Source organism: Dermacoccus sp. GAS27A, assembly GCF_044909235.1.
GTDB lineage: Bacteria > Actinomycetota > Actinomycetes > Actinomycetales > Dermatophilaceae > Dermacoccus > Dermacoccus nishinomiyaensis.
Map to the genome: position 1 here is coordinate 272,472 of NZ_JBIYDW010000001.1, position 18,066 is coordinate 290,537.

The window sequence follows — 18,066 nt, forward strand, 5'->3', positions numbered from 1 at the left end:
GCAACAGACGAAGGAGTCGGCGTGAGTCAGAGCACGGACAGCTTCGGAGCAAAGGGCAGCCTTGAGGTTGGCTCGAACAGCTACGAGATCTACCGCATCAACACGGTCGAGGGCAGCAAGAACCTCCCGTACAGCCTCAAGGTTCTCCTCGAGAACCTGCTGCGCACCGAGGACGGCGCGAACGTCACGAAGGAGCAGATCGCTGCTCTGGGCAACTGGGACGAGAACGCCGACCCCGACACCGAGATCCAGTTCACGCCGGCGCGCGTGATCATGCAGGACTTCACCGGTGTTCCCTGTGTCGTCGACCTCGCCACGATGCGTGAGGCCGTCGGCGACCTCGGCGGCGACCCGGCGAAGATCAACCCCCTCGCCCCGGCCGAGATGGTCATCGACCACTCCGTCATCATCGAGGACTTCGGCAACCCGCAGGCGTTCGAGAAGAACATCGAGATCGAGTACCAGCGCAACGAGGAGCGATACCAGTTCCTGCGCTGGGGCCAGACGGCGTTCAACGAGTTCGCGGTCGTCCCGCCGGACACGGGCATCGTCCACCAGGTCAACATCGAGCGCCTCGCCCGCACCGTCATGGTGCGCGAGGGCAAGGCCTACCCCGACAGCTGCGTCGGCACCGACTCGCACACGACGATGGTCAACGGCCTCGGCGTGCTCGGCTGGGGCGTGGGCGGTATCGAGGCCGAGGCGGCCATGCTCGGCCAGCCCGTCTCCATGCTCATCCCGCGCGTCGTCGGCTTCAAGCTGACGGGCTCGACGAAGCCGGGCGTCACAGCCACGGACGTCGTCCTCACGATCACCGAGATGCTGCGCAAGCACGGCGTCGTCGGCAAGTTCGTCGAGTTCTACGGCGACGGTGTCGCCGAGGTTCCGCTCGCCAACCGCGCGACGATCGGCAACATGAGCCCCGAGTTCGGTTCGACGTGTGCGATCTTCCCGATCGACGACGTCACGCTCGACTACCTGCGCCTGACGGGCCGTGACGACGAGCAGGTCGCTCTCGTCGAGGCCTACGCCAAGGAGCAGGGCCTGTGGCACGACCCGAGCAACGAGCCCCGCTTCTCCGAGTACCTCGAGCTCGACCTCGGCGACGTCGTCCCGTCGATCGCCGGCCCGAAGCGCCCGCAGGACCGCATCATCCTGTCCGAGTCGAAGAAGACGTTCCGTGAGCAGCTGCCGAGCTACACCTCGGGTGTCGAGGGCAACGGCGTCGAGGGCACGACGTTCCCGGCCTCCGACCCGGTGCAGCCGGGCAGCGACGAGCAGGCCGACAACTCCACGCCCGTCACGCCCGTCGAGGCCGCGGTGCCGTCGGCCGAGGGCCGTGTCTCGAAGCCGGTCGAGGTGAAGATGAACGACGGTCGCTCGTTCACGCTCGACCACGGTCACGTGGCGATCGCCTCGATCACGTCGTGCACGAACACGTCGAACCCGTCGGTCATGATGGCCGCCGGTCTGCTCGCGAAGAAGGCCGCCGACAAGGGCCTGACGCGCAAGCCGTGGGTCAAGACGTCGATGGCGCCTGGTTCGAAGGTCGTCACCGCGTACTACGACGCCGCAGGTCTGTGGGAGAGCCTCGAGAAGGTCGGCTTCTACCTCGTCGGTTACGGCTGCGCGACCTGCATCGGTAACTCGGGTCCGCTCGAGCAGGAGATCTCGGACGCGATCAACGCGAACGACATCACCGCGACGGCCGTCCTTTCGGGTAACCGCAACTTCGAGGGCCGCATCAGCCCCGACGTCAAGATGAACTACCTCGCCTCCCCGCCGCTCGTCATCGCCTACGCGCTGGCCGGCACGATGGACTTCGACTTCGAGAACGACGCCATCGGCAAGGACGAGGACGGCAACAATGTGTTCCTCAAGGACATCTGGCCGTCCGCCGAGGAGGTCGACGCCGCGATCAAGGGCGCGATCAAGAAGGACCTGTTCACGAAGGAGTACGCCGACGTCTTCGCCGGTGACGAGCGCTGGCAGAGCCTGCAGACGCCCGAGGGCAAGACCTTCGCGTGGGACGAGAAGTCGACGTACGTGCGCAAGCCGAACTACTTCGACGGCATGAAGATGGAGACGACGCCGGTCACCGACATCACGGGCGCTCGCGTGCTCGCGAAGCTCGGCGACTCCGTCACGACCGACCACATCAGCCCGGCCGGCAACATCAAGGCCGACAGCCCGGCGGGCAAGTACCTCGCCGAGCGTGGCGTCGAGCGCAAGGACTTCAACTCCTACGGCTCGCGTCGCGGCAACCACGAGGTCATGGTGCGCGGTACGTTCGCGAACATCCGTCTGAAGAACCAGCTCCTCGACGGCGTCGAGGGCGGCTTCACGCGCAACTTCCTCAACGGTGGTGAGCAGACGACGATCTTCGAGGCGTCCGAGGCCTACCAGGAGGCCGGCGTTCCGCTCGTCGTCCTCGGTGGCAAGGAATACGGCTCGGGTAGCTCGCGCGACTGGGCTGCCAAGGGCACGCGTCTGCTCGGCGTCAAGGCCGTCATCGCCGAGTCGTTCGAGCGCATCCACCGCTCGAACCTCATCGGCATGGGCGTGCTGCCGCTGCAGTTCCCGGCCGGCAAGACCGCGGACGACCTGGGCCTCGACGGCACCGAGACGTTCGAGATCACCGGCATCGAGGCGCTCAACGAGGGCACGACGCCGAAGACGGTCAAGGTCGTCGCGTCGAAGGACGGCGGCGAGCCGATCGAGTTCGACGCGGTCGTTCGCATCGACACCCCCGGTGAGGCCGACTACTACCGCAATGACGGCATCCTGCAGTACGTGCTGCGCAACCTGGTGAAGAACGCCGCCTGAGCGATCTGACCCACCTGCACGAGCGACGCGGCCCGGTTCCCCTTCGGGGAGCCGGGCCGCGTCGTCGTGTCGAGCACCTTCCTGCTTCTGGCGCGGTAACGCCGTCGTCCATGCTAAATTGCTAGCAAGCTAACAAGGAGGGGTGATGGTCGAGAATCGTCCGAAAAAGGCACAGTTCAACGTCTACCTACCTGCGGACCTGGTTCGAGAGATCAAGCACCGCAGCATCGACGAGGGGCTGAGCCTGTCCGCCTTCGTCGAGCACGTCATGAGCGACTACCTCGAGGAGAAGCGATGAAAGAGCAGGGCACGCAGCGCGTGGCGGTGAGGCAGATCGTGTTCACCGGCTATGTCGAGCGATGGAGTGACCTGGCGCGGGCCCTGGGAGGCGACCCGGTCGTGACCTCGCCCGAGTACGCCGAGTTCGAGATGTCGGGCGGTGGGTTGCTGGGCGTGCATGCCGCCTCCGACGAGGCGCCGACCGGCTCCTGCGCGTTGCAGGTCGTCGTCGCCGATCTCGATGCCGCGCGCGGCGCCCTGGCCGCGGTGGGGGTTGGCGGAACGATGGTGACGGAGGACTTCGGCCGCGTGCTCGACGTGCACCGCGGCCCTGCGGGGCCGGACGTCGCCGTCGTCGAAGGACGGGTGCCGACGGGGCCGCGACGACCGGGTGCGCTCATGGTGACGCCGCTGTCGTTGGTCGGCGAGATTGACACGACCGTCACGGCGTTCGAGGCGTTGGGTCTCCACCCGGTCCTGCGCAGTGACGCGGGCACCTTCGTCGAGATGGTCGCGGCGGGCGGCGGCGAGGTGCTCGTCCACGAGGGGGAGGGCGGTGCCGCACTGTCGTTCCAGATCGACGCGCTCGACGATCTCGAGCGCCTGTGCCGCGAGGCCGGGGTGGAAGTCGAGATCGTCGACGAGACCTATGGGCGCACCGCGCTCATCAGCGCCCCCGACGGGCCTCGCGTCTGGGTGAACGAACGCCAGCGCGACTTCTACGGCTACGAACGACTCGCCGACGCTGCGTCCGTCTGAGGCCGCGGGCCCCTCGGCGGCGCGGGAGGTTGAGGTGATTCGCGCTCCATGAGGCACGAATCACCTCAACCTTCGGGCGGGTTTCGTGCGGACGCAGGTGCCGGAGTGCTCGACGCCAGGGTCAGCCGCCGAAGTGGCGGCGCGGGTTGTCGACGAGCATCGTCGTGATCTGAGCATCCTCGACGCCGCGCTCACGCAGGGCCGGCAGGACGTCCTCGCTGATGTGGCGGTAGTTCCAGTTCGGCACGGCCGCCTTGCGTGCCTCGGCGGGAAACCAGTCGATGGAACACGACGCGTCATGCGCGAGGACGACGCGCTCGGTGTACCCACGTCGGCACAATTCCGCGACGGTGTCGACGCGTTCTTCGAAGGGCAGCAGCACGTCGAGGCCGAAGCGGTCCATGCCGAGGTAGCTGCCTGCGTCGGCGAGGCGGCACAGGTAGTCGAGGTCCGTCGAGTCGCCGCTGTGACCGATGATGACCCGGCTCAGGTCGGCGCCTTCCTCCGCCAGCACGCGTTGCGCGACGAGCCCCGATTCGCTCGCGGCGTGCGTGTGCACCGTGATCGGCGCGCCGCTCTGCGCGCTCGTCGCGCCGACGGCACGCATGACGCGTTCGACGCCGGGCGTCAGGCCCTGCTCCTCGATGGCGCACTTGAGGAATGCGGCACGCACTCCGGTGTCGGCGATGCCGTCGTTGAGGTCCTTCAGGAAGAGCTGCACCATCGGCTCGGGCTGGTCGAACAGCAGCCCCGGCCCGCTGTGGTGGAACTGGAACGGCACCTCGTTGTAGGTGTAGACGCCCGTCGCGACGATGATGTTCAGCTTCACCTGCTGCGCGATGCGCTGCACCCGGGGGATGTAGCGCCCGAGCCCCAGCACGGTGGGATCCATGATCGTGTCGATGCCGAGCCCCTCGAGCTGCGTCAGCTGCTCGACGGCATCGGCGATCTGGGCCTGCTCGTCCCACTCCGCGTAGTTGAGGCGGTATTCCTCGTTCATCACGAAGATGTGCTCGTGGACGAGAGTCGCACCCATCTGCTCGACTTCGATGGGGCCGGTGACGGTCTGGACCTGCGTCATGGTGTTGCTCCTTCGTCGGTGGTCCACTCGATGGCGCGCTTGAGGATCTTTCCGGTGGCGCCCTTGGGCAGTGCGTCGTCGAAGCGGATGAGGTGGGGCACCTTGTACGCGGACAGCTGCTCCTTGAGCCACGCGCGCAGCTCGTCGGCGCTCAGTTCGCGCCCCGGCGCCAGGACGACGACGGCTGCGACCTCCTCGCCGTAGCGCTCGTCCGGCACGCCGATGACGGCTGCCTCGACGACGTCGGGGTGGCTGTAGAGCACCTCCTCGACCTCGCGGGGGTAGACGTTGTACCCACCGCGGATGATGAGGTCCTTCGCCCGGTCGACGATCGCCAGGTAGCCGTCCCCATCGAGACGGCCCAGGTCGCCGGTGCGCAGCCAACCGTCGCGCAGGTCTTCGGCGGTGGCCGCCTCGTTGTTCCAGTACCCCTTCATGACCGTCGGGCCCTTGACGAGCACCTGTCCGACCTCACCGACGGGCGCGCGGCCCCCGTCGAGGCTCTCGATGACGATCTCGGTGTCGGGCAGCGCGACGCCGACGGTGCCGGCGCGCTGCTCGATGCCGTCGCGGTGGTAGCTCGCGGCGCCCGTCGTCTCCGTCAGGCCGTACCCCTCGAGGATGGTGCAGGCGAAGCGACGCTCGAAGGCGGCGATGACCTCGACGGGCAGGCTCGCACCGCCGGAGGCCGCGAGGCGCAGGTCGGGGCAGTCCTTCGGCCCGAAGTCGCCCTCGACGTGGACGAGGTAGTTCCACATCGTCGGCACACCCGCGACGACGTTGATCTCGTGGTCGCGGATCATCGCCAACATCGCGCGTGGTTCGAAGGGAGAGAGCACCGAGAACGACCCGCCGGCCAGCATGACGGTGTTCATGCACACGCACTGACCGAAGACGTGGAACAGGGGGAGCGCGGTACCGAACTTCTCCGTCGATGCGAAGTTCAGCTGCGTGATGAACGCGCTCGCCACAGCGAACAGGTTCGCCACCGTCAGCTGCACCCCCTTGGGGCGGCCGGTCGTGCCGGAGGTGTACAGCAGGATGGCCGTGTCGTCGTCAGCGCGCTCGACGGGTTCGTCGAGCGGGGCCCGCGTGGCGGCGTCGGCGCCGGCATCGAGGACGACGAGATCCATCGTCAGCTTGCTCGCGACGCGTTCGCCAGCCGCGGCGCTCGCGTGCCACGCGACGATGTGCCGAGCGCCCGAGTCCGTCGCCACGTATTCGATCTCTGCGGGAGTGGACATCGTGTTGAGAGTCACCGCAATCGCCCCGACGGCCTGCGCGGCGTAGTAGGCGACGGCAAACTCCGGAACGGAGGGGGCGATGAGCAGGACTCGGTCGCCCTGGCTGATGCCGCGGTCACGTAGATGCCCCGCGAACGCGGCCACCTTGTCCCTCAGCGTGGCGTAGTTCCAGGTCGTGCTCGGGCTGCGAAGCGCGGGGCGCTCGGGTGCGCTCGTCGCGTGTGTCCAGATCGGGTCGGCCATGTTCGGCATGCGTCACCTCATGTCATCGTGATGTGAATCACGGTAGAGGTGAGAGGCCCCTCATGGGCGTTATTCGGCAGTTCGAGTGAGTCGGCAGGCGCGCGAAGTGACGTCGCCCGCCCCGATGTTGCCCGGCAAACGGGGCGCCGATGTCGCGAAACCCGGGCAACATCGGCGCCGCCGATGGATCAGAGGATGCGACTCGTCAGCGTCACTCCGGGGCTGACGGCCTCGAGCGCCTCGCACAGGGCGTCGCGCACCTCGGTGGCGCGCTGCTCGCCGTCGCCGGGCTCGACGTCGAGGACATCGCAGATGAAGATCGCGTTCGTCGTCTCGCCCGTCAGACGCGTGCGATAGCACTGACGCCAATTCCAACGGCGGCAGGTGACGCCGGCGTCGTCACGCCAGACGACTTCGCCGGCGTCGGGGTGCTCGATCGTCTCGGCGCCCGAGGACATCGTCGAGAACTCCTCGTCGCCGGTGGCGCGCGTGAGGCGCAGCGCACCGTCGTAGGCGTCGAGATCCTCACCGCCGAGGGGCGTCTGGTGGCGCACGGACACCGCGTTGTAGGCATCCGTCAGCGCGTTGACGCGGGGGAGGGCGTCGGCTCGGCGCAGCAGCGCCTCCGCCGAGTTGCGTGTGCGCTGCGGTTTCGCGCCGAACGCGCGGTACGCATCGCGCCAGGCCGCGATGTGCGGCAGTTCCTCGGGAGGGGTGTGCTCGAGCATGCCGCGTACGTGCTCCTCAGCGGAGAACAGCAGCGTCTCGCTCTCCTCGTTCGACGCACCGCTGTGCAGACCCCGCGCGACGACGAGAACGGCACGGTAATCGGGGCGCAGTTCGCGCACGGAGTCATCGATGGAAGCGGCTTCGAGCCAGGCGTCGAAAGAAGTCATGGGCCCATTCTCGCGCGGACGGCACGACGCGTGGGTGCCCCCGGGTGGGGCTGTGTCTCGAGGCGGTGGCCGCACCGGTGCTGCCGCAGCGCCCCTGTTCACGGGCGTGACGCACGATCTCCCGCGCCGCGGTGATGTGTGTCACACTCAAGAGGCTGATGGCGGGGCGGGCAGCGCGCCGACGAGTGACGGGGGAATTCTGCGATGGAGACACTGACGCGACGTGGCGCGATTCGACACGCCGGCCTCGCTGCGGCGACGACGGCCCTCGTGATCGACGGGGCGCCGCAGGCTTTCGCAGCGGTTCCTGCGTCGAGGCAGGTGGCCCGTGCGGGGGCAACGTCGGTCCTCGTGCGACGGACGACCGCGACGCTTTCCTACCGCGTCAACGTGCGCGATCAGCCCACGCTGGAACCGCGCGCCCGGATCGTCGGGACGCTGGCGAGCACCACGACGCTGACAGGCTCTTACGACGCGAGCGGCCTGTGGTTCCGCATCGCCGAGGGTGCGTTCAAGGGGCGGTGGTGACGTCCGCAGTCCTCGCCGCGACGACGGCGCGCGCGGTGAACGGCCGTCTGCCGATGTCGGCCGTCACACGACTGCCGAGCTGGAGCGTCAACGTCAGCAACCTGCCGCACGAGCCGCGGTATCTCTCGCGCGCGGCGGCCGTCGGATATCTCGGACTGGCCGCGGCTTTCAAGGCTCGTTTCGGTGTGGCGCTGACGATCACCGAGGCCCACCGCACCCTGAGCCGTCAGCAGCTGCTCTACCGCACTCTCGGCTACCCCCGCGCGGCCGTCCCCGGCACCTCGAACCACGGGTTGGGCAACGCGATCGACTTCGGCATCGCCCGCACGAACGCGATCAACTCGCCTCTGTACTTCGGGCGTTCTTACGACGTGTGGCTGACGGCCAACTCCAAGCGCTGGGGATTCGACCGCCCCGACTACAGGGATCGGCGCGGGTCCAACCCCGAGTGGTGGCACTACAACTTCGTCGGGTGACGACGGTGACGGAGGTCGCAACCGCTGGGTGAACCGCGCAGGCCATCAGTTGCTCGACGATTACGCGTCTGCACGAGGAATGCGCCGTACATTCGTCTTGCAGACGCGTAATGGTCGAGCGGCTATCGGGGCGGGTGGCGGTTGCCGTCAGTCGACACGCGTCGGCCGCCAGCACCCGTGGGGTACCGGCGGCCGAGATGATGCGTGTGAGGCTGGTCGCGATCAGCCGTGCGGCGTCAGCGTCATGTTGATCGTGTTGCCGGGGCCGGCCACCTGGCTGTTGACGAGGCTCGTCGACAGGCCACAGTTGGCGAAGTTCGGGATGGTGAACGTGCCCGAGAGGTTGATCGGGTCGAACAAGCCACCCTGCTTGCCCGTCACGGTCAGCGTGATGGGGCTGCTCGTGCGGCAGTTCTTGCCGACGAGGTTGATGAGGCCCTTACCCGTGGCCGAGACATCCTTGATGTGGAGGTTGACCTTCTGGGTCTGCACGATCTTGTGCGTGTTCGGGTCGATCGTTCCGACGGCCTTGCCGACGGGTTCCTGCGAGATCGTCGCGATGGCGATCTGCAGCTTGCCGAGCTTCACCGGCATCTTGAAGTCCTTGAGCATGATGTCGGAGCTCAGGTCGCCCTTCTCGACGTGGAGGGTGGAGAAGGTGAAGCCGGTCGTCGTCGAGGACTGCCCGGACTTCTTGATCGTCGTCGTCGCCGACGTGTCGTAGCCGAGGTTCCAGATGGTGTCCTTCGTCGTGTCGCTCGTCGCGGCCTGCGCGCCGGGCGCAGCCATCGTGACGGTGCCGGCCACGGCGGTGGCGACGAGGGCGATCTTGGCGGTACGGCGTGTGGTGAACATGCTCATCCTTCGATAGTCGATGTGAACCGAGTCACGACGTTAACAAGATCATCACGGCGTCGCCACCGGTTCGAGCTGATTTCACCCACTCAACTTACTTTTTCGTAACCACCAACGTTACTTCCGCGTATCCACGCGGGGGCAAGAGTGACGAGGAGGCCCGCGACGCACAGCACGAGCGGGACGGCGGCCGAACGGCCGAGCCACTGCGTCACGGTGGGCAGCCAGAACGGGTACAGGCCGGGCAGCACGATCGACGCCGAATAGACGCTGCCGTAACCGCGCGAACGTCGCGACTCGGGGAAGTGTTCGGCGAGGTAGGCGCCGACCGGGCCGTAGGCGGAGACGGTGACGATCTGGACGGCCGCGGCGGCGATCGTCGTGGCGACGATGCTGCCCGATGACGCCGCGTGCATCGCCGCGAGATAGGCGGCGGGGGCGGCGATGCAGGCCAGTGCTCCGAACGCCATGAAGAAGCGTGAACGGCCCACACGCGTCGAGACGGCACCCGCCGCGGCCATCGTCGGCGCACTGAAGGCCGTCGCGACGAGCATGACGAGCCCGACGTCATGGGGGGAGAAGTGCGGGCGCAGCGAACTCGTCAGCACCGAGACGCCCATCATCGTGAACAACCACAGCCCCGTCATGAGGGTGAACAATGCGGCCACGACACGGCCCGTCACGCGCTCTTCCTCGTCGTCGGTCGCGACGTGCGCGGCGGGATCGCGCTTGTCGGATTCGTGGGAAGAGTGGCTGTGACCTGCCGGCCCGGCGTGCGCTGACCTCGCGGTGAGGGCCAGGGCCAACGGCAGGAGTGCGCCGACGACGAACAGCAGGCGCCACCCCCACGTGGTGTACGCGCCGCCGAGTGAGGCCGTCAGCATCATCGTGGCGGCGGCGATGGTGGCGTTCGCGAGGGGTGACATCGCCATGACGAGGCCGCTCAGGTGGCCGCGTCGTTGCGGCTCTGTGAGCGCGAGGGCGCGGGGGATGGCCGCGGAGTACTGCCCGCCGAGGAAGAATCCGGCGGCGAAGCGCAACGCCAGGAGAGCGGCCACGGCCCACGTCGAGGTGTGCAGGGGGAGCGTCACCATGAGGCCGGTGCACACGCTCAGGCCGAGCAGTGCGCCGCGTGACACGCGGGCTCGTCCGCGACGATCGGCCAGGGTGCCGAGGGCGAACGCCCCGAGGGGGCGGCCCAGGAGTGTCGCGGCGAAGACGATGCCGTCGGGAATCGTCGAACGCGTCGACAGCACCCCACCCAGCGCAATGACGGGCAGGAAGATGTCGAACTGGTCGACGAAGTTTCCGACGAGGGCGCTGCGGCGGGCCTCGCGCCGTTCTGGGGTGGCGGCGGCCGGCGCCAGGCGCGGCGCATCGTCGTGGGCAGGCGTCAGGGTAGACACGATCGAACACTCCCTACGGCGGCATGAACCGCATCAGGTTGGACGGTCGGCATGGCGATGCCCTCTCAGCCCGCGCCTCGGGCTCCCGTGTGACGGGCTCAGCATGCCACAGAGCACCCGGCTTCGGGGGCGTGTCTCGCGCCGGTCTGCGGGTCTCGTGGGGCGGTCATCAAATAGAACACGTGTTCGAACAATGGGGTACGCTGGGGTCATGTCGGACGAGGTGAACACCGGCCCTCCGGGCTGGCCGAGAGGTGTGCCGCCGCCGGGTGCGCCGGGGTGGCAGGAGGCGGCGACGCAGTGGCTGCTCGATCAGTGCCCCTCGGATTTTCGCGCCTACGACGCATGGCGCCGTCACCCGGTGGCGCTCGCTTGGGTGGCGACGTGGCATGTCGACGCTCAACTCGGCGCGATGCGCGAGTCATATCGCCGCATCCGCGTCGACCTCGCTGACGAGCTGCCACCGCGCGCGGTGCCGCAGGTGATGGAGCACCTGTCCGCGGAGGGGCTGCGGTTGCGTGCCACGGCGCGCGCCGTCCGTCTCGTGCACGAGGCGATGCGCGGCAAGACGTTCGTCCCTCGGCTGTGATGCGCCGGCGTTCGGGGGGGGTGCGTGGGCGGGCAGAGTCCCGGCCTTTGAACTCCGACGGCGCTACCGGCTCCGACGGGGGTGCGACGGGAGGGTGCCCCCGCCCGCATGGCGGCTGCGCGGTCGACGACCTAGACTCAGGAGACTGCACTTTCGAAAGGCTGAGTGAGACGTGACGCTGCTGGAAACCATCTCGGGTCCGGACGATCTCAAGCGAATCCCCGCCGAGGAGCTCGACGCGCTCGCCGCCGAGATCCGTCAGTTCCTCGTAGAATCCGTCTCCAAGACGGGCGGGCACCTGGGCCCCAACCTGGGTGTCGTCGAGTTGAGCATCGCGATGCACCGCGTCTTCGACTCGCCGAAGGACACGTTCGTCTTCGACACCGGCCACCAGAGTTACGTCCACAAGCTGCTGACGGGGCGTCACGACTTCAGCAAGCTCAAGAAATCCGGCGGATTGTCGGGTTACCCGAGCCGCGAGGAGTCCGAGCACGACGTCGTCGAGAACTCGCACGCCTCGACGTCGCTGAGCTGGGCCGAGGGCATCGCCAAGGCGCGCCGCCTCAAGGGTGAGAGCGACCGTCACACCGTCGCCGTCATCGGTGACGGCGCCCTGACCGGCGGCATGGCGTGGGAGGCGCTCAACAACATCTCCGCCGACGCCGACCTGCCGCTCGTCATCGTCCTCAACGACAACGAGCGCTCCTATGCCCCGACGATCGGCGGGATGGCGCACCACCTCGCGACGATGCGCACGATGCACACCTACGACCAGGTGCTCGACTGGGGCAAGAACCGCCTGCAGGCGACGCCGAAGGTCGGGACGAAGATGTACGAGGCGCTGCACGGCGTGAAGCGTGGTCTCAAGGACATCGTCTACCCCGACACGGGCGTCTTCGAGAGCCTCGGCATCAAGTACCTCGGCCCGATCGACGGACATGACGAGGCGGCGGTCGAGGCCGCGCTGCGCCGCGCTCGCGACTACGGCCGGCCGACCCTCGTGCACGTCATCACGCAGAAGGGCCGCGGCTACGAGCCCGCGTTCTCCGACGAGGCCGACCAGTGGCACGGCATCGGCAAGTTCAACCCCGAGACGGGCCTGCCGTTCGAGGTGAGTGGCCGCATCTGGACCGACGAGTTCAGCGACGAGATGGTCGCCCTCGGCGCCGAGCGCGACGACATCGTCGCCATCACGGCTGCCATGCTCATCCCCGTCGGGCTCGACGGGTTCGCGAAGAAGTACCCCGAGCGCGTGTTCGACGTCGGCATCGCCGAGCAGCACGCCGTCACGATGGCGTCCGGGTTGTCGTACGGCGGCCTGCACCCCGTCGTCGCCGTCTACGCGACGTTCCTCAACCGCGCGTTCGACCAGCTGCTCATGGACACCGCACTGCACCGTCAGGGCGTGACGTTCGTGCTCGACCGTGCCGGCGTCACCGGCTCCGACGGCGCCTCGCACAACGGCATGTGGGACATGTCGATCTGCTCGATCGTGCCCGGCCTGCACCTCGCCGCCCCGCGCGACGGCGCACAGGTGCGCGAACTGCTGCGCGAGGCCGTCGACATCGACGACGCACCGAGCGTCATCCGCTTCCCCAAGGGCGACGTCGCCGACCCACTCGTCGCCGAGAGACGTCTCGGTCGCCTCGACGTCATGCGTGAACCCGACGGCGGAGACGGCGTGGACGTGCTGGTCGTCGGTGTCGGGTCGATGGTCTCGACGGCACTCGGCGTCGCCGATCTGCTCACCGATCAGGGCCGTCGCGTCCAGGTCGTCGACCCGCGCTGGACCTACCCGGTGGCCGACGAACTCGTCGACCTCGCCCGCGCCGCGGGCCGGGTCGTCGTCATCGAGGACAACCTCGTCGAGGCGGGCGTCGGCAGCGCCGTCGCGCGACGCCTGCGTGAAGCCGGTGTGCGCACGCCGCTCGACACGTTCGGCATTCCCAAGGAGTTCCTCGTCCACGCCTCGCGCGGCGAGGTGCTCGCGACCGTGGGGCTGACGGCCGCCGACATCGTCGACGCTCTCGGGCGCGACGACGCAGCACTCACGCGCGCCGATGCGTACGACGGTGGTGCACACGCGCCTGACGGCGGTGCAGGCACCCGCGACGGTGACGCAGGCACGCAGGCCGCGGGACGTGATGCCGGTGCGACGGGTGATCTCGGGGACGCCATGCCGGTCGCCGCTCACGCCGACATCGACTGAGCGGTCGAACGACGTGGTGAAGTCACCCGATCTTCCTGTTCTCCCCGGCTCTGATCAGGTCGCGCCCGCGAGCGCGATCTGGAGCAGTGAGACGTGGCGCTGGGAGGCCGTGCGCTGGATGGACACGGCCCTCGCGCGGCGCGGTCTCGAACGTGTGCCGACGACGCCGTTGCAGCCGCGCGTGCGTCCCTGGTCGACGGTGCTCGTCGCCGAGACGACCGATCAAGGGCGCGTGTGGTTCAAGGCGACGAGCCCGGAGATGAGCCCCGAGGCCGCCATCCTGCGCGCGTTGCGTTCCGTCACGCCCGACGCGGTTCCGGTCGTGTGGGCCGACGACCCCGAGCGCGGCTGGCTGCTCATGCCCGATCAGGGCCCGGTGCTTCGTGACGTCCAGCGTGACGACGACGCCGTCAGCCTCATGTCGTCCGTGGTGCGACGCTACGCGCGACTGCAACGCTCGTCGACGCGGGTCGTCGATCAACTGCGCGACGCGGGCGTGCCCGACATGTCGCCGCGCGAATCGGCTCGCCGGTGGCAACGCCTTGGGCTCAAACCCGACACGACACGTGAGGTGCGCCGCGCCGCGCAGCGGCTCGACGCCGTCGGGTTGCCGCTGACCATTCAGCACGACGACCTGCACGCCGGCAACGTCTTTGCCGACGGCACCTCGGCGGGCGCTCACGACGCGCGCATCTTCGACTGGGGCGACGCGAGCGTCGGCAACCCGCTGTGCTCGCTGCTCGTCCCGCTCGAGCGCATCGGCGAGGGCCTCGACGACGACGCCGCCCGCGCAGCCCGTGAGCGCATCCTGCGCGCCTACCTCAGCGTGTGGAGCGACGTCGTCTCGAGCACTGCGCTGAGCGCCGCCGTCGACGACGCCCTGCTCATCGCCCGGGTCGGGCGCGTCTTCACGTGGCAGCGCGCCCTGACGCGCGCGAGTGCCGACGAGCGGCACGCGTGGGGTGTGCACGGACGCCGGTTGATCGCCGAGATCAACCGTTCCCTCGGGCATGCGCCCGAGCCGTCGCACGACTGACGCATCGCGCTCGCGAGCCGTCAGAGCTTGGGCGTCAGCACCTCGACGCGGTTGCCGAACGCGTCGCGGCAGTGGAAGCGTTCGTAGCCGTCGAGGGTGTGGCGCTCGGCCCAGTTCACGTCGAAACCGGCGCCCTCGATGCGCGCGGCAAGGGCCTCCAGGGCAGCTGTCGATTCGACGAGGAGGGCGGGGTGGGCCTTCATGGCGGGGACGAACGGTTCGTCGATCCCGAGGTGGATCTCGGCCGCGACGGCGCCGTCGTCAGCGAACGCGCGGAACCACGCGCCGCCGCGCTGCGCGAGCACGCCGGGTTTGGCGACCTCGTCGAGGCCGAGGGCATCGCGGTAGAAACGTCGGGCGTCGTCCTCGCGACCCTCGGGCATCGAGACCTGGACATGATGCAACGTGAGCATGAGGCGCCTTCCGGTGAAAGTATCTTGACATAAAGATACTTTCGCCGGATACCCGCCGTGTCAACGATTCTCGACGGTCGCGGCTCAGCGATCGCGCTTCCCCACTTCGGCGCACTCCCAACCACGTGCGTCCAGCACACCGCACCTGGCCCCTGCACGGCCACGCCATCAAAGACGAGGTCCGCGCTGCAGGCTGACGAAACCAGGCGATCGCCCGTCGAGCCGCTCTGCTCAGCCCCATTCACCCCGTTCGACGAGGACGTCCTTGAGCACGTCGGCGCGGTCGGTGATGAGGCCGTCGACGCCGAGGTCGAGCAGACGCTCCATGTCGGCGCGCTCGTTGACCGTCCACACGTGGACGTCGAGCCCGGCGCCGTGCAGGACGCGCAGGAGTCTCGGCGTCAGCACGCGCAGGCGGCCCTGACGTTCGGGGATCTGCACGGCGTCGATGCCGTGCGCAAGGCGCGCGACGAGGGGCGAACCGAGCACCGGCAGGTGCGCCGCGAGCCACAGCGCGGTGGTGCGCGACTGCCCTGGCGATGAACGGACCGGTCGCGTCAGGCCGGCGAGGACGGCTCGGCGCCGCGCGTCGGAGAAGGAGGCGATGCGGACGCGATCGTGCGCGCCGCACCGTTCGATGCACTCGATGAGCGGTGTGACCGCCCCGGCCGATTTCACGTCGATGTTGACGCACACCTGCGGCAGTTGCGTCAGTAATTCCTCGAGTCGCGGGATCGGCTCGTGCCCGGCGATCCGCGCCCGTGCGACCACCTCCCACGGCAGATGCGCGATCGTGCCGGCCCCGTCGCTCGTGCGGTCGAGGGTCGTGTCGTGGAAGGCGACGAGCACCCCGTCGACGGTCGCGTGCACGTCGGTCTCGACCCACCGGTAGCCGTGCTCGGCGGCAGCGCGGAACGCTGCCATCGAGTTCTCCAGGGCATGCGAGGTGCCACCGGAGAAACCGCGGTGGGCCAGGGCGACGGGCCGCGACGCGAGATGCGAGGTTGCCTTGGTCATGAGCAGCGGTCCTCACGTGCGACGGGAGACGAAACGGGTTCCCGCATCGTGCCACAGCCGGGCGTCCGGGGTGCTCATTCGGCATCGCGGCCATCAGCGGTGTTCGGTCGGCAGGCGGCATCGTCCAGCACGCACGGTCGCGGCAGACCCCTGCGGACCGAACTCGATCGCCAGCAGCTCCAAGCGAGTACCGGCCAGTAACAACTTGAGATGTGGTCTGCGATCCGGAAGAGTCGTGACTTCCGACCACACGATGGACACCAGGGAGGACATCGCATGCAAGACGAAGAACCGAAGGCCGACGGCCCGCCGGGCGCCACCCCGGCAACGGCGATCACCGACGACGGCGCTGCGCCGGAGACGAAAACCACAGCCGCGCAGACGCCCGAGGAAGCGGCGCGCCACGAGAGCGAGTCGTCGGACCCTCTGCCCTCCGATCTGTTTGACGCCGCGCAGATCGCCGAGGACGACGACGACGAGGTCATCGCAGAGAAGTTGCGACGCCAGGGCGTGCGCCTCGGCAAGGGCGGAGTCGCGCCACGCGTCTTCTGGCCGGCACTCATCGTCATCCTCGCGGTGGCCGTGCTCGGCGTCGCCTTCCCCGACGGCACCGGTGAGGTGCTGACGAACATGCAGTCATGGATCGTCACGAACTTCGGCTGGTACTACATGCTCGTCATCGGCGGGTTCATCGCCTTCGCCGCCTTCATGGGTCTCAGCCGCTACGGCTCGATCAAGCTCGGCAACGACGACGAGAAGCCCGAGTTCGGGGTCTTCTCCTGGTTCGCCATGCTGTTCGCCGCGGGCATGGGCATCGGCCTGGTCTTCTACGGCGTCGGTGAGCCACTCACCTACGCGACGACGATGCCGAAGCCCGGCTGGCCCGAAGGCGAGGCCGAGCGTTCACAGCTCGCGATGGCGCAGACCTTCGTCCACTGGGGTCTGCACCCGTGGGCGATCTACGCCGTCATCGGGCTGGCCCTCGCGTACGCGATCCACCGTCGCGGCCGCCCCATCTCGATCCGGTGGGCTCTCGAGCCGATCCTGGGCGAGCGCGTCAAGGGTTGGATGGGCGACCTCGTCGACATCCTGGCCATCTTCGGCACCGTGTTCGGTGTCGCGACATCGCTGGGTCTCGGCGTGCAGCAGATCGCCTCCGGTCTGAAGTCCATCGGCATCCTCGACAGCACGGACAACACGACCCTCGTCATCCTCATCGTGTGCATCACGTTCCTGTCGACGCTGTCGTGTGTCTCCGGCCTCGGCAAGGGGATCAAGTGGCTGTCGAACATCAACCTCAGCCTCGCCGGTCTGCTGCTCATCTCGGTGCTGCTGCTCGGCCCGACGCTGTTCCTGTTCCAGAACCTCACCGAGGCGCTCGGTGCCTACCTCGCCAACGTGCTCGGCATGACCTTCGACGTCGGTGCCTACACGGGGGAGAAGGGCGCTGACTGGAACTCTGCGTGGACGATCTTCTACTGGGGGTGGTGGATCAGCTGGGCGCCGTTCGTCGGCGTCTTCATCGCCCGCATCTCCCGCGGGCGGACGATCCGCGAGTTCATCGCCGGCACGCTTCTCGTGCCCACGCTCGTCGGGTTCGTCTGGTTCGCCGTCATGGGCGGCGCCGGCATCCACCGTCAGCTCTTCGGCGACGGCGGTCTCGTCGACAAGACCGACGGTGTCGTCGCGGAGAAGGTGCTGTTCACGGTGCTGCAGGACATGCCGCTCGGGCAGGTGCTGTCCGTCATCGCGATCCTGCTCGTCGCCGTCTTCTTCATCACCTCCTCCGACTCGGGTTCACTCGTCGTCGACATGCTCGCCTCCGGGGGTCACCCCAACCCGCCGACGTGGTCGCGTGTGCTGTGGGCCCTCATGGAAGGTGCCATCGCCATCGGCCTGCTCCTCGCCGGCGGGCTCAAGGCGCTGCAGGCGGCGTCTCTCGCGACGGCATTGCCGTTCAGCGTCGTGCTCGTGCTCATGTGCGTCGCGACGTTCAAGGCGGTGCGCTACGACTACCGCCGTCGTGAGGAGAAGGAGTTCCTCGGTCGCGTCGAGTACGTGCGTCAAGAGTTGCAGTCGAACTTCGACGAGCACTTCGGCCGCCAGGTCGACCACCGCGTCGACAACCGCATCGACTACCGCATCCGTCGCACGACGGGCCCGTGGCGCGGCGGCAAGCACGCCAAGGATGACGGGCGCTCCTGAGCAG

At 68.3% G+C, this 18,066-nt stretch carries 16 protein-coding genes and 1 riboswitch; of the genes, 9 read left to right on the top strand and 7 right to left on the bottom strand.

Translation table 11 applies throughout. From position 1 onward, the window contains the following. Nucleotides 1-21 precede the first annotated feature (21 nt). The 3 genes from acnA (at nucleotide 22) to ABH936_RS01170 (ending at nucleotide 3,864) form a co-directional block, all read left to right on the top strand. On the top strand, nucleotides 22-2,826 hold the full coding sequence (gene acnA / locus ABH936_RS01160) for an aconitate hydratase AcnA (RefSeq protein ID WP_241724632.1): 2,805 nt from the start codon (nucleotides 22-24) through the stop codon (nucleotides 2,824-2,826). A gap of 145 nt (nucleotides 2,827-2,971) precedes the next feature. Beyond that, nucleotides 2,972-3,124: a CopG family transcriptional regulator gene (locus ABH936_RS01165; protein WP_062255911.1), complete on the top strand. Its 153-nt coding sequence runs from the start codon at nucleotides 2,972-2,974 to the stop codon at nucleotides 3,122-3,124. After that, the gene (locus tag ABH936_RS01170; protein ID WP_404602192.1) at nucleotides 3,121-3,864 is read left to right on the top strand and encodes a hypothetical protein; all 744 of its coding nucleotides are present in this window, start codon (nucleotides 3,121-3,123) and stop codon (nucleotides 3,862-3,864) included. The genes ABH936_RS01165 and ABH936_RS01170 overlap by 4 nt, the downstream gene beginning before the upstream one ends. 121 nt (nucleotides 3,865-3,985) lie before the next feature. On the opposite strand, the gene ABH936_RS01175 is transcribed toward ABH936_RS01170, so the two are convergent. From ABH936_RS01175 to ABH936_RS01185, 3 genes are all read right to left on the bottom strand, one after another. Continuing rightward, entirely contained in the window at nucleotides 3,986-4,945 is a 960-nt protein-coding gene (locus ABH936_RS01175; protein ID WP_239303814.1) for a phosphotriesterase, read from the bottom strand. Continuing rightward, a complete protein-coding gene (locus ABH936_RS01180; RefSeq protein ID WP_404602195.1) occupies nucleotides 4,942-6,441 on the bottom strand; it encodes an AMP-binding protein in 1,500 nt (499 codons plus the stop codon). The genes ABH936_RS01175 and ABH936_RS01180 overlap by 4 nt, the downstream gene beginning before the upstream one ends. A gap of 179 nt (nucleotides 6,442-6,620) precedes the next feature. Next, entirely contained in the window at nucleotides 6,621-7,328 is a 708-nt protein-coding gene (locus ABH936_RS01185) for a B3/4 domain-containing protein (protein ID WP_239303810.1), read from the bottom strand. A 204-nt stretch (nucleotides 7,329-7,532) separates the two neighbouring features. Between ABH936_RS01185 and ABH936_RS01190 the strand changes: the two genes are divergently transcribed. Continuing rightward, nucleotides 7,533-7,856: a hypothetical protein gene (locus ABH936_RS01190; RefSeq protein WP_281712509.1), complete on the top strand. Its 324-nt coding sequence runs from the start codon at nucleotides 7,533-7,535 to the stop codon at nucleotides 7,854-7,856. After that, the gene (locus tag ABH936_RS01195; RefSeq protein ID WP_404602198.1) at nucleotides 7,853-8,332 is read left to right on the top strand and encodes a D-alanyl-D-alanine carboxypeptidase family protein; all 480 of its coding nucleotides are present in this window, start codon (nucleotides 7,853-7,855) and stop codon (nucleotides 8,330-8,332) included. The genes ABH936_RS01190 and ABH936_RS01195 overlap by 4 nt, the downstream gene beginning before the upstream one ends. A gap of 222 nt (nucleotides 8,333-8,554) precedes the next feature. Here ABH936_RS01195 and ABH936_RS01200 read toward each other — a convergent pair whose 3' ends face one another. Both ABH936_RS01200 and ABH936_RS01205 read right to left on the bottom strand, forming a co-directional pair. Further along, a complete protein-coding gene (locus tag ABH936_RS01200; RefSeq protein ID WP_006945283.1) occupies nucleotides 8,555-9,187 on the bottom strand; it encodes a hypothetical protein in 633 nt (210 codons plus the stop codon). A gap of 89 nt (nucleotides 9,188-9,276) precedes the next feature. Next, nucleotides 9,277-10,593 carry an MFS transporter gene (locus ABH936_RS01205; protein WP_404602200.1) on the bottom strand — a complete coding sequence of 439 codons (1,317 nt, stop codon included), beginning with the start codon at nucleotides 10,591-10,593 and terminating at the stop codon, nucleotides 9,277-9,279. Further along, nucleotides 10,587-10,692: riboswitch (TPP riboswitch) on the bottom strand. It overlaps the preceding gene by 7 nt. A gap of 112 nt (nucleotides 10,693-10,804) precedes the next feature. On the opposite strand from ABH936_RS01205, the gene ABH936_RS01210 reads away from it, so the two are divergent. The 3 genes from ABH936_RS01210 (at nucleotide 10,805) to ABH936_RS01220 (ending at nucleotide 14,427) form a co-directional block, all read left to right on the top strand. Continuing rightward, nucleotides 10,805-11,182 (top strand): hypothetical protein, encoded by a 378-nt coding sequence (locus ABH936_RS01210; protein ID WP_074039193.1) that lies wholly within the window; start codon nucleotides 10,805-10,807, stop codon nucleotides 11,180-11,182. 172 nt (nucleotides 11,183-11,354) lie between these two features. Next, a complete protein-coding gene (gene dxs, locus ABH936_RS01215; RefSeq protein ID WP_239303802.1) occupies nucleotides 11,355-13,391 on the top strand; it encodes a 1-deoxy-D-xylulose-5-phosphate synthase in 2,037 nt (678 codons plus the stop codon). 16 nt (nucleotides 13,392-13,407) lie between these two features. Then, nucleotides 13,408-14,427: a phosphotransferase family protein gene (locus tag ABH936_RS01220; protein ID WP_167539834.1), complete on the top strand. Its 1,020-nt coding sequence runs from the start codon at nucleotides 13,408-13,410 to the stop codon at nucleotides 14,425-14,427. A gap of 20 nt (nucleotides 14,428-14,447) precedes the next feature. On the opposite strand, the gene ABH936_RS01225 is transcribed toward ABH936_RS01220, so the two are convergent. Then, a complete protein-coding gene (locus ABH936_RS01225; protein WP_239303800.1) occupies nucleotides 14,448-14,840 on the bottom strand; it encodes a VOC family protein in 393 nt (130 codons plus the stop codon). 231 nt (nucleotides 14,841-15,071) lie between these two features. Next, nucleotides 15,072-15,857 carry a glycerophosphodiester phosphodiesterase gene (locus ABH936_RS01230; protein ID WP_241724627.1) on the bottom strand — a complete coding sequence of 262 codons (786 nt, stop codon included), beginning with the start codon at nucleotides 15,855-15,857 and terminating at the stop codon, nucleotides 15,072-15,074. Nucleotides 15,858-16,133: 276 nt separating this feature from the next. Between ABH936_RS01230 and ABH936_RS01235 the strand changes: the two genes are divergently transcribed. Then, nucleotides 16,134-18,062, top strand: coding sequence for a BCCT family transporter (locus ABH936_RS01235; RefSeq protein ID WP_081873635.1), 1,929 nt, complete (start codon nucleotides 16,134-16,136; stop codon nucleotides 18,060-18,062). The last annotated feature ends 4 nt before the right edge of the window (nucleotides 18,063-18,066 follow it).

Excerpts from the sequence above, each read along its gene's own strand:
- ABH936_RS01190 (WP_281712509.1), top strand. The coding sequence starts at position 7,533 with ATGGAGACACTGACGCGACGTGGCGCGATTCGACACGCCGGCCTCGCT.
- ABH936_RS01185 (WP_239303810.1), bottom strand. The coding sequence starts at position 7,328 with ATGACTTCTTTCGACGCCTGGCTCGAAGCCGCTTCCATCGATGACTCC.
- ABH936_RS01235 (WP_081873635.1), top strand. The coding sequence starts at position 16,134 with ATGCAAGACGAAGAACCGAAGGCCGACGGCCCGCCGGGCGCCACCCCG.
- ABH936_RS01230 (WP_241724627.1), bottom strand. The coding sequence starts at position 15,857 with ATGACCAAGGCAACCTCGCATCTCGCGTCGCGGCCCGTCGCCCTGGCC.
- ABH936_RS01210 (WP_074039193.1), top strand. The coding sequence starts at position 10,805 with ATGTCGGACGAGGTGAACACCGGCCCTCCGGGCTGGCCGAGAGGTGTG.
- ABH936_RS01165 (WP_062255911.1), top strand. The coding sequence starts at position 2,972 with ATGGTCGAGAATCGTCCGAAAAAGGCACAGTTCAACGTCTACCTACCT.
- ABH936_RS01175 (WP_239303814.1), bottom strand. The coding sequence starts at position 4,945 with ATGACGCAGGTCCAGACCGTCACCGGCCCCATCGAAGTCGAGCAGATG.
- ABH936_RS01225 (WP_239303800.1), bottom strand. The coding sequence starts at position 14,840 with ATGCTCACGTTGCATCATGTCCAGGTCTCGATGCCCGAGGGTCGCGAG.
- ABH936_RS01200 (WP_006945283.1), bottom strand. The coding sequence starts at position 9,187 with ATGTTCACCACACGCCGTACCGCCAAGATCGCCCTCGTCGCCACCGCC.
- ABH936_RS01170 (WP_404602192.1), top strand. The coding sequence starts at position 3,121 with ATGAAAGAGCAGGGCACGCAGCGCGTGGCGGTGAGGCAGATCGTGTTC.
- ABH936_RS01180 (WP_404602195.1), bottom strand. The coding sequence starts at position 6,441 with ATGCCGAACATGGCCGACCCGATCTGGACACACGCGACGAGCGCACCC.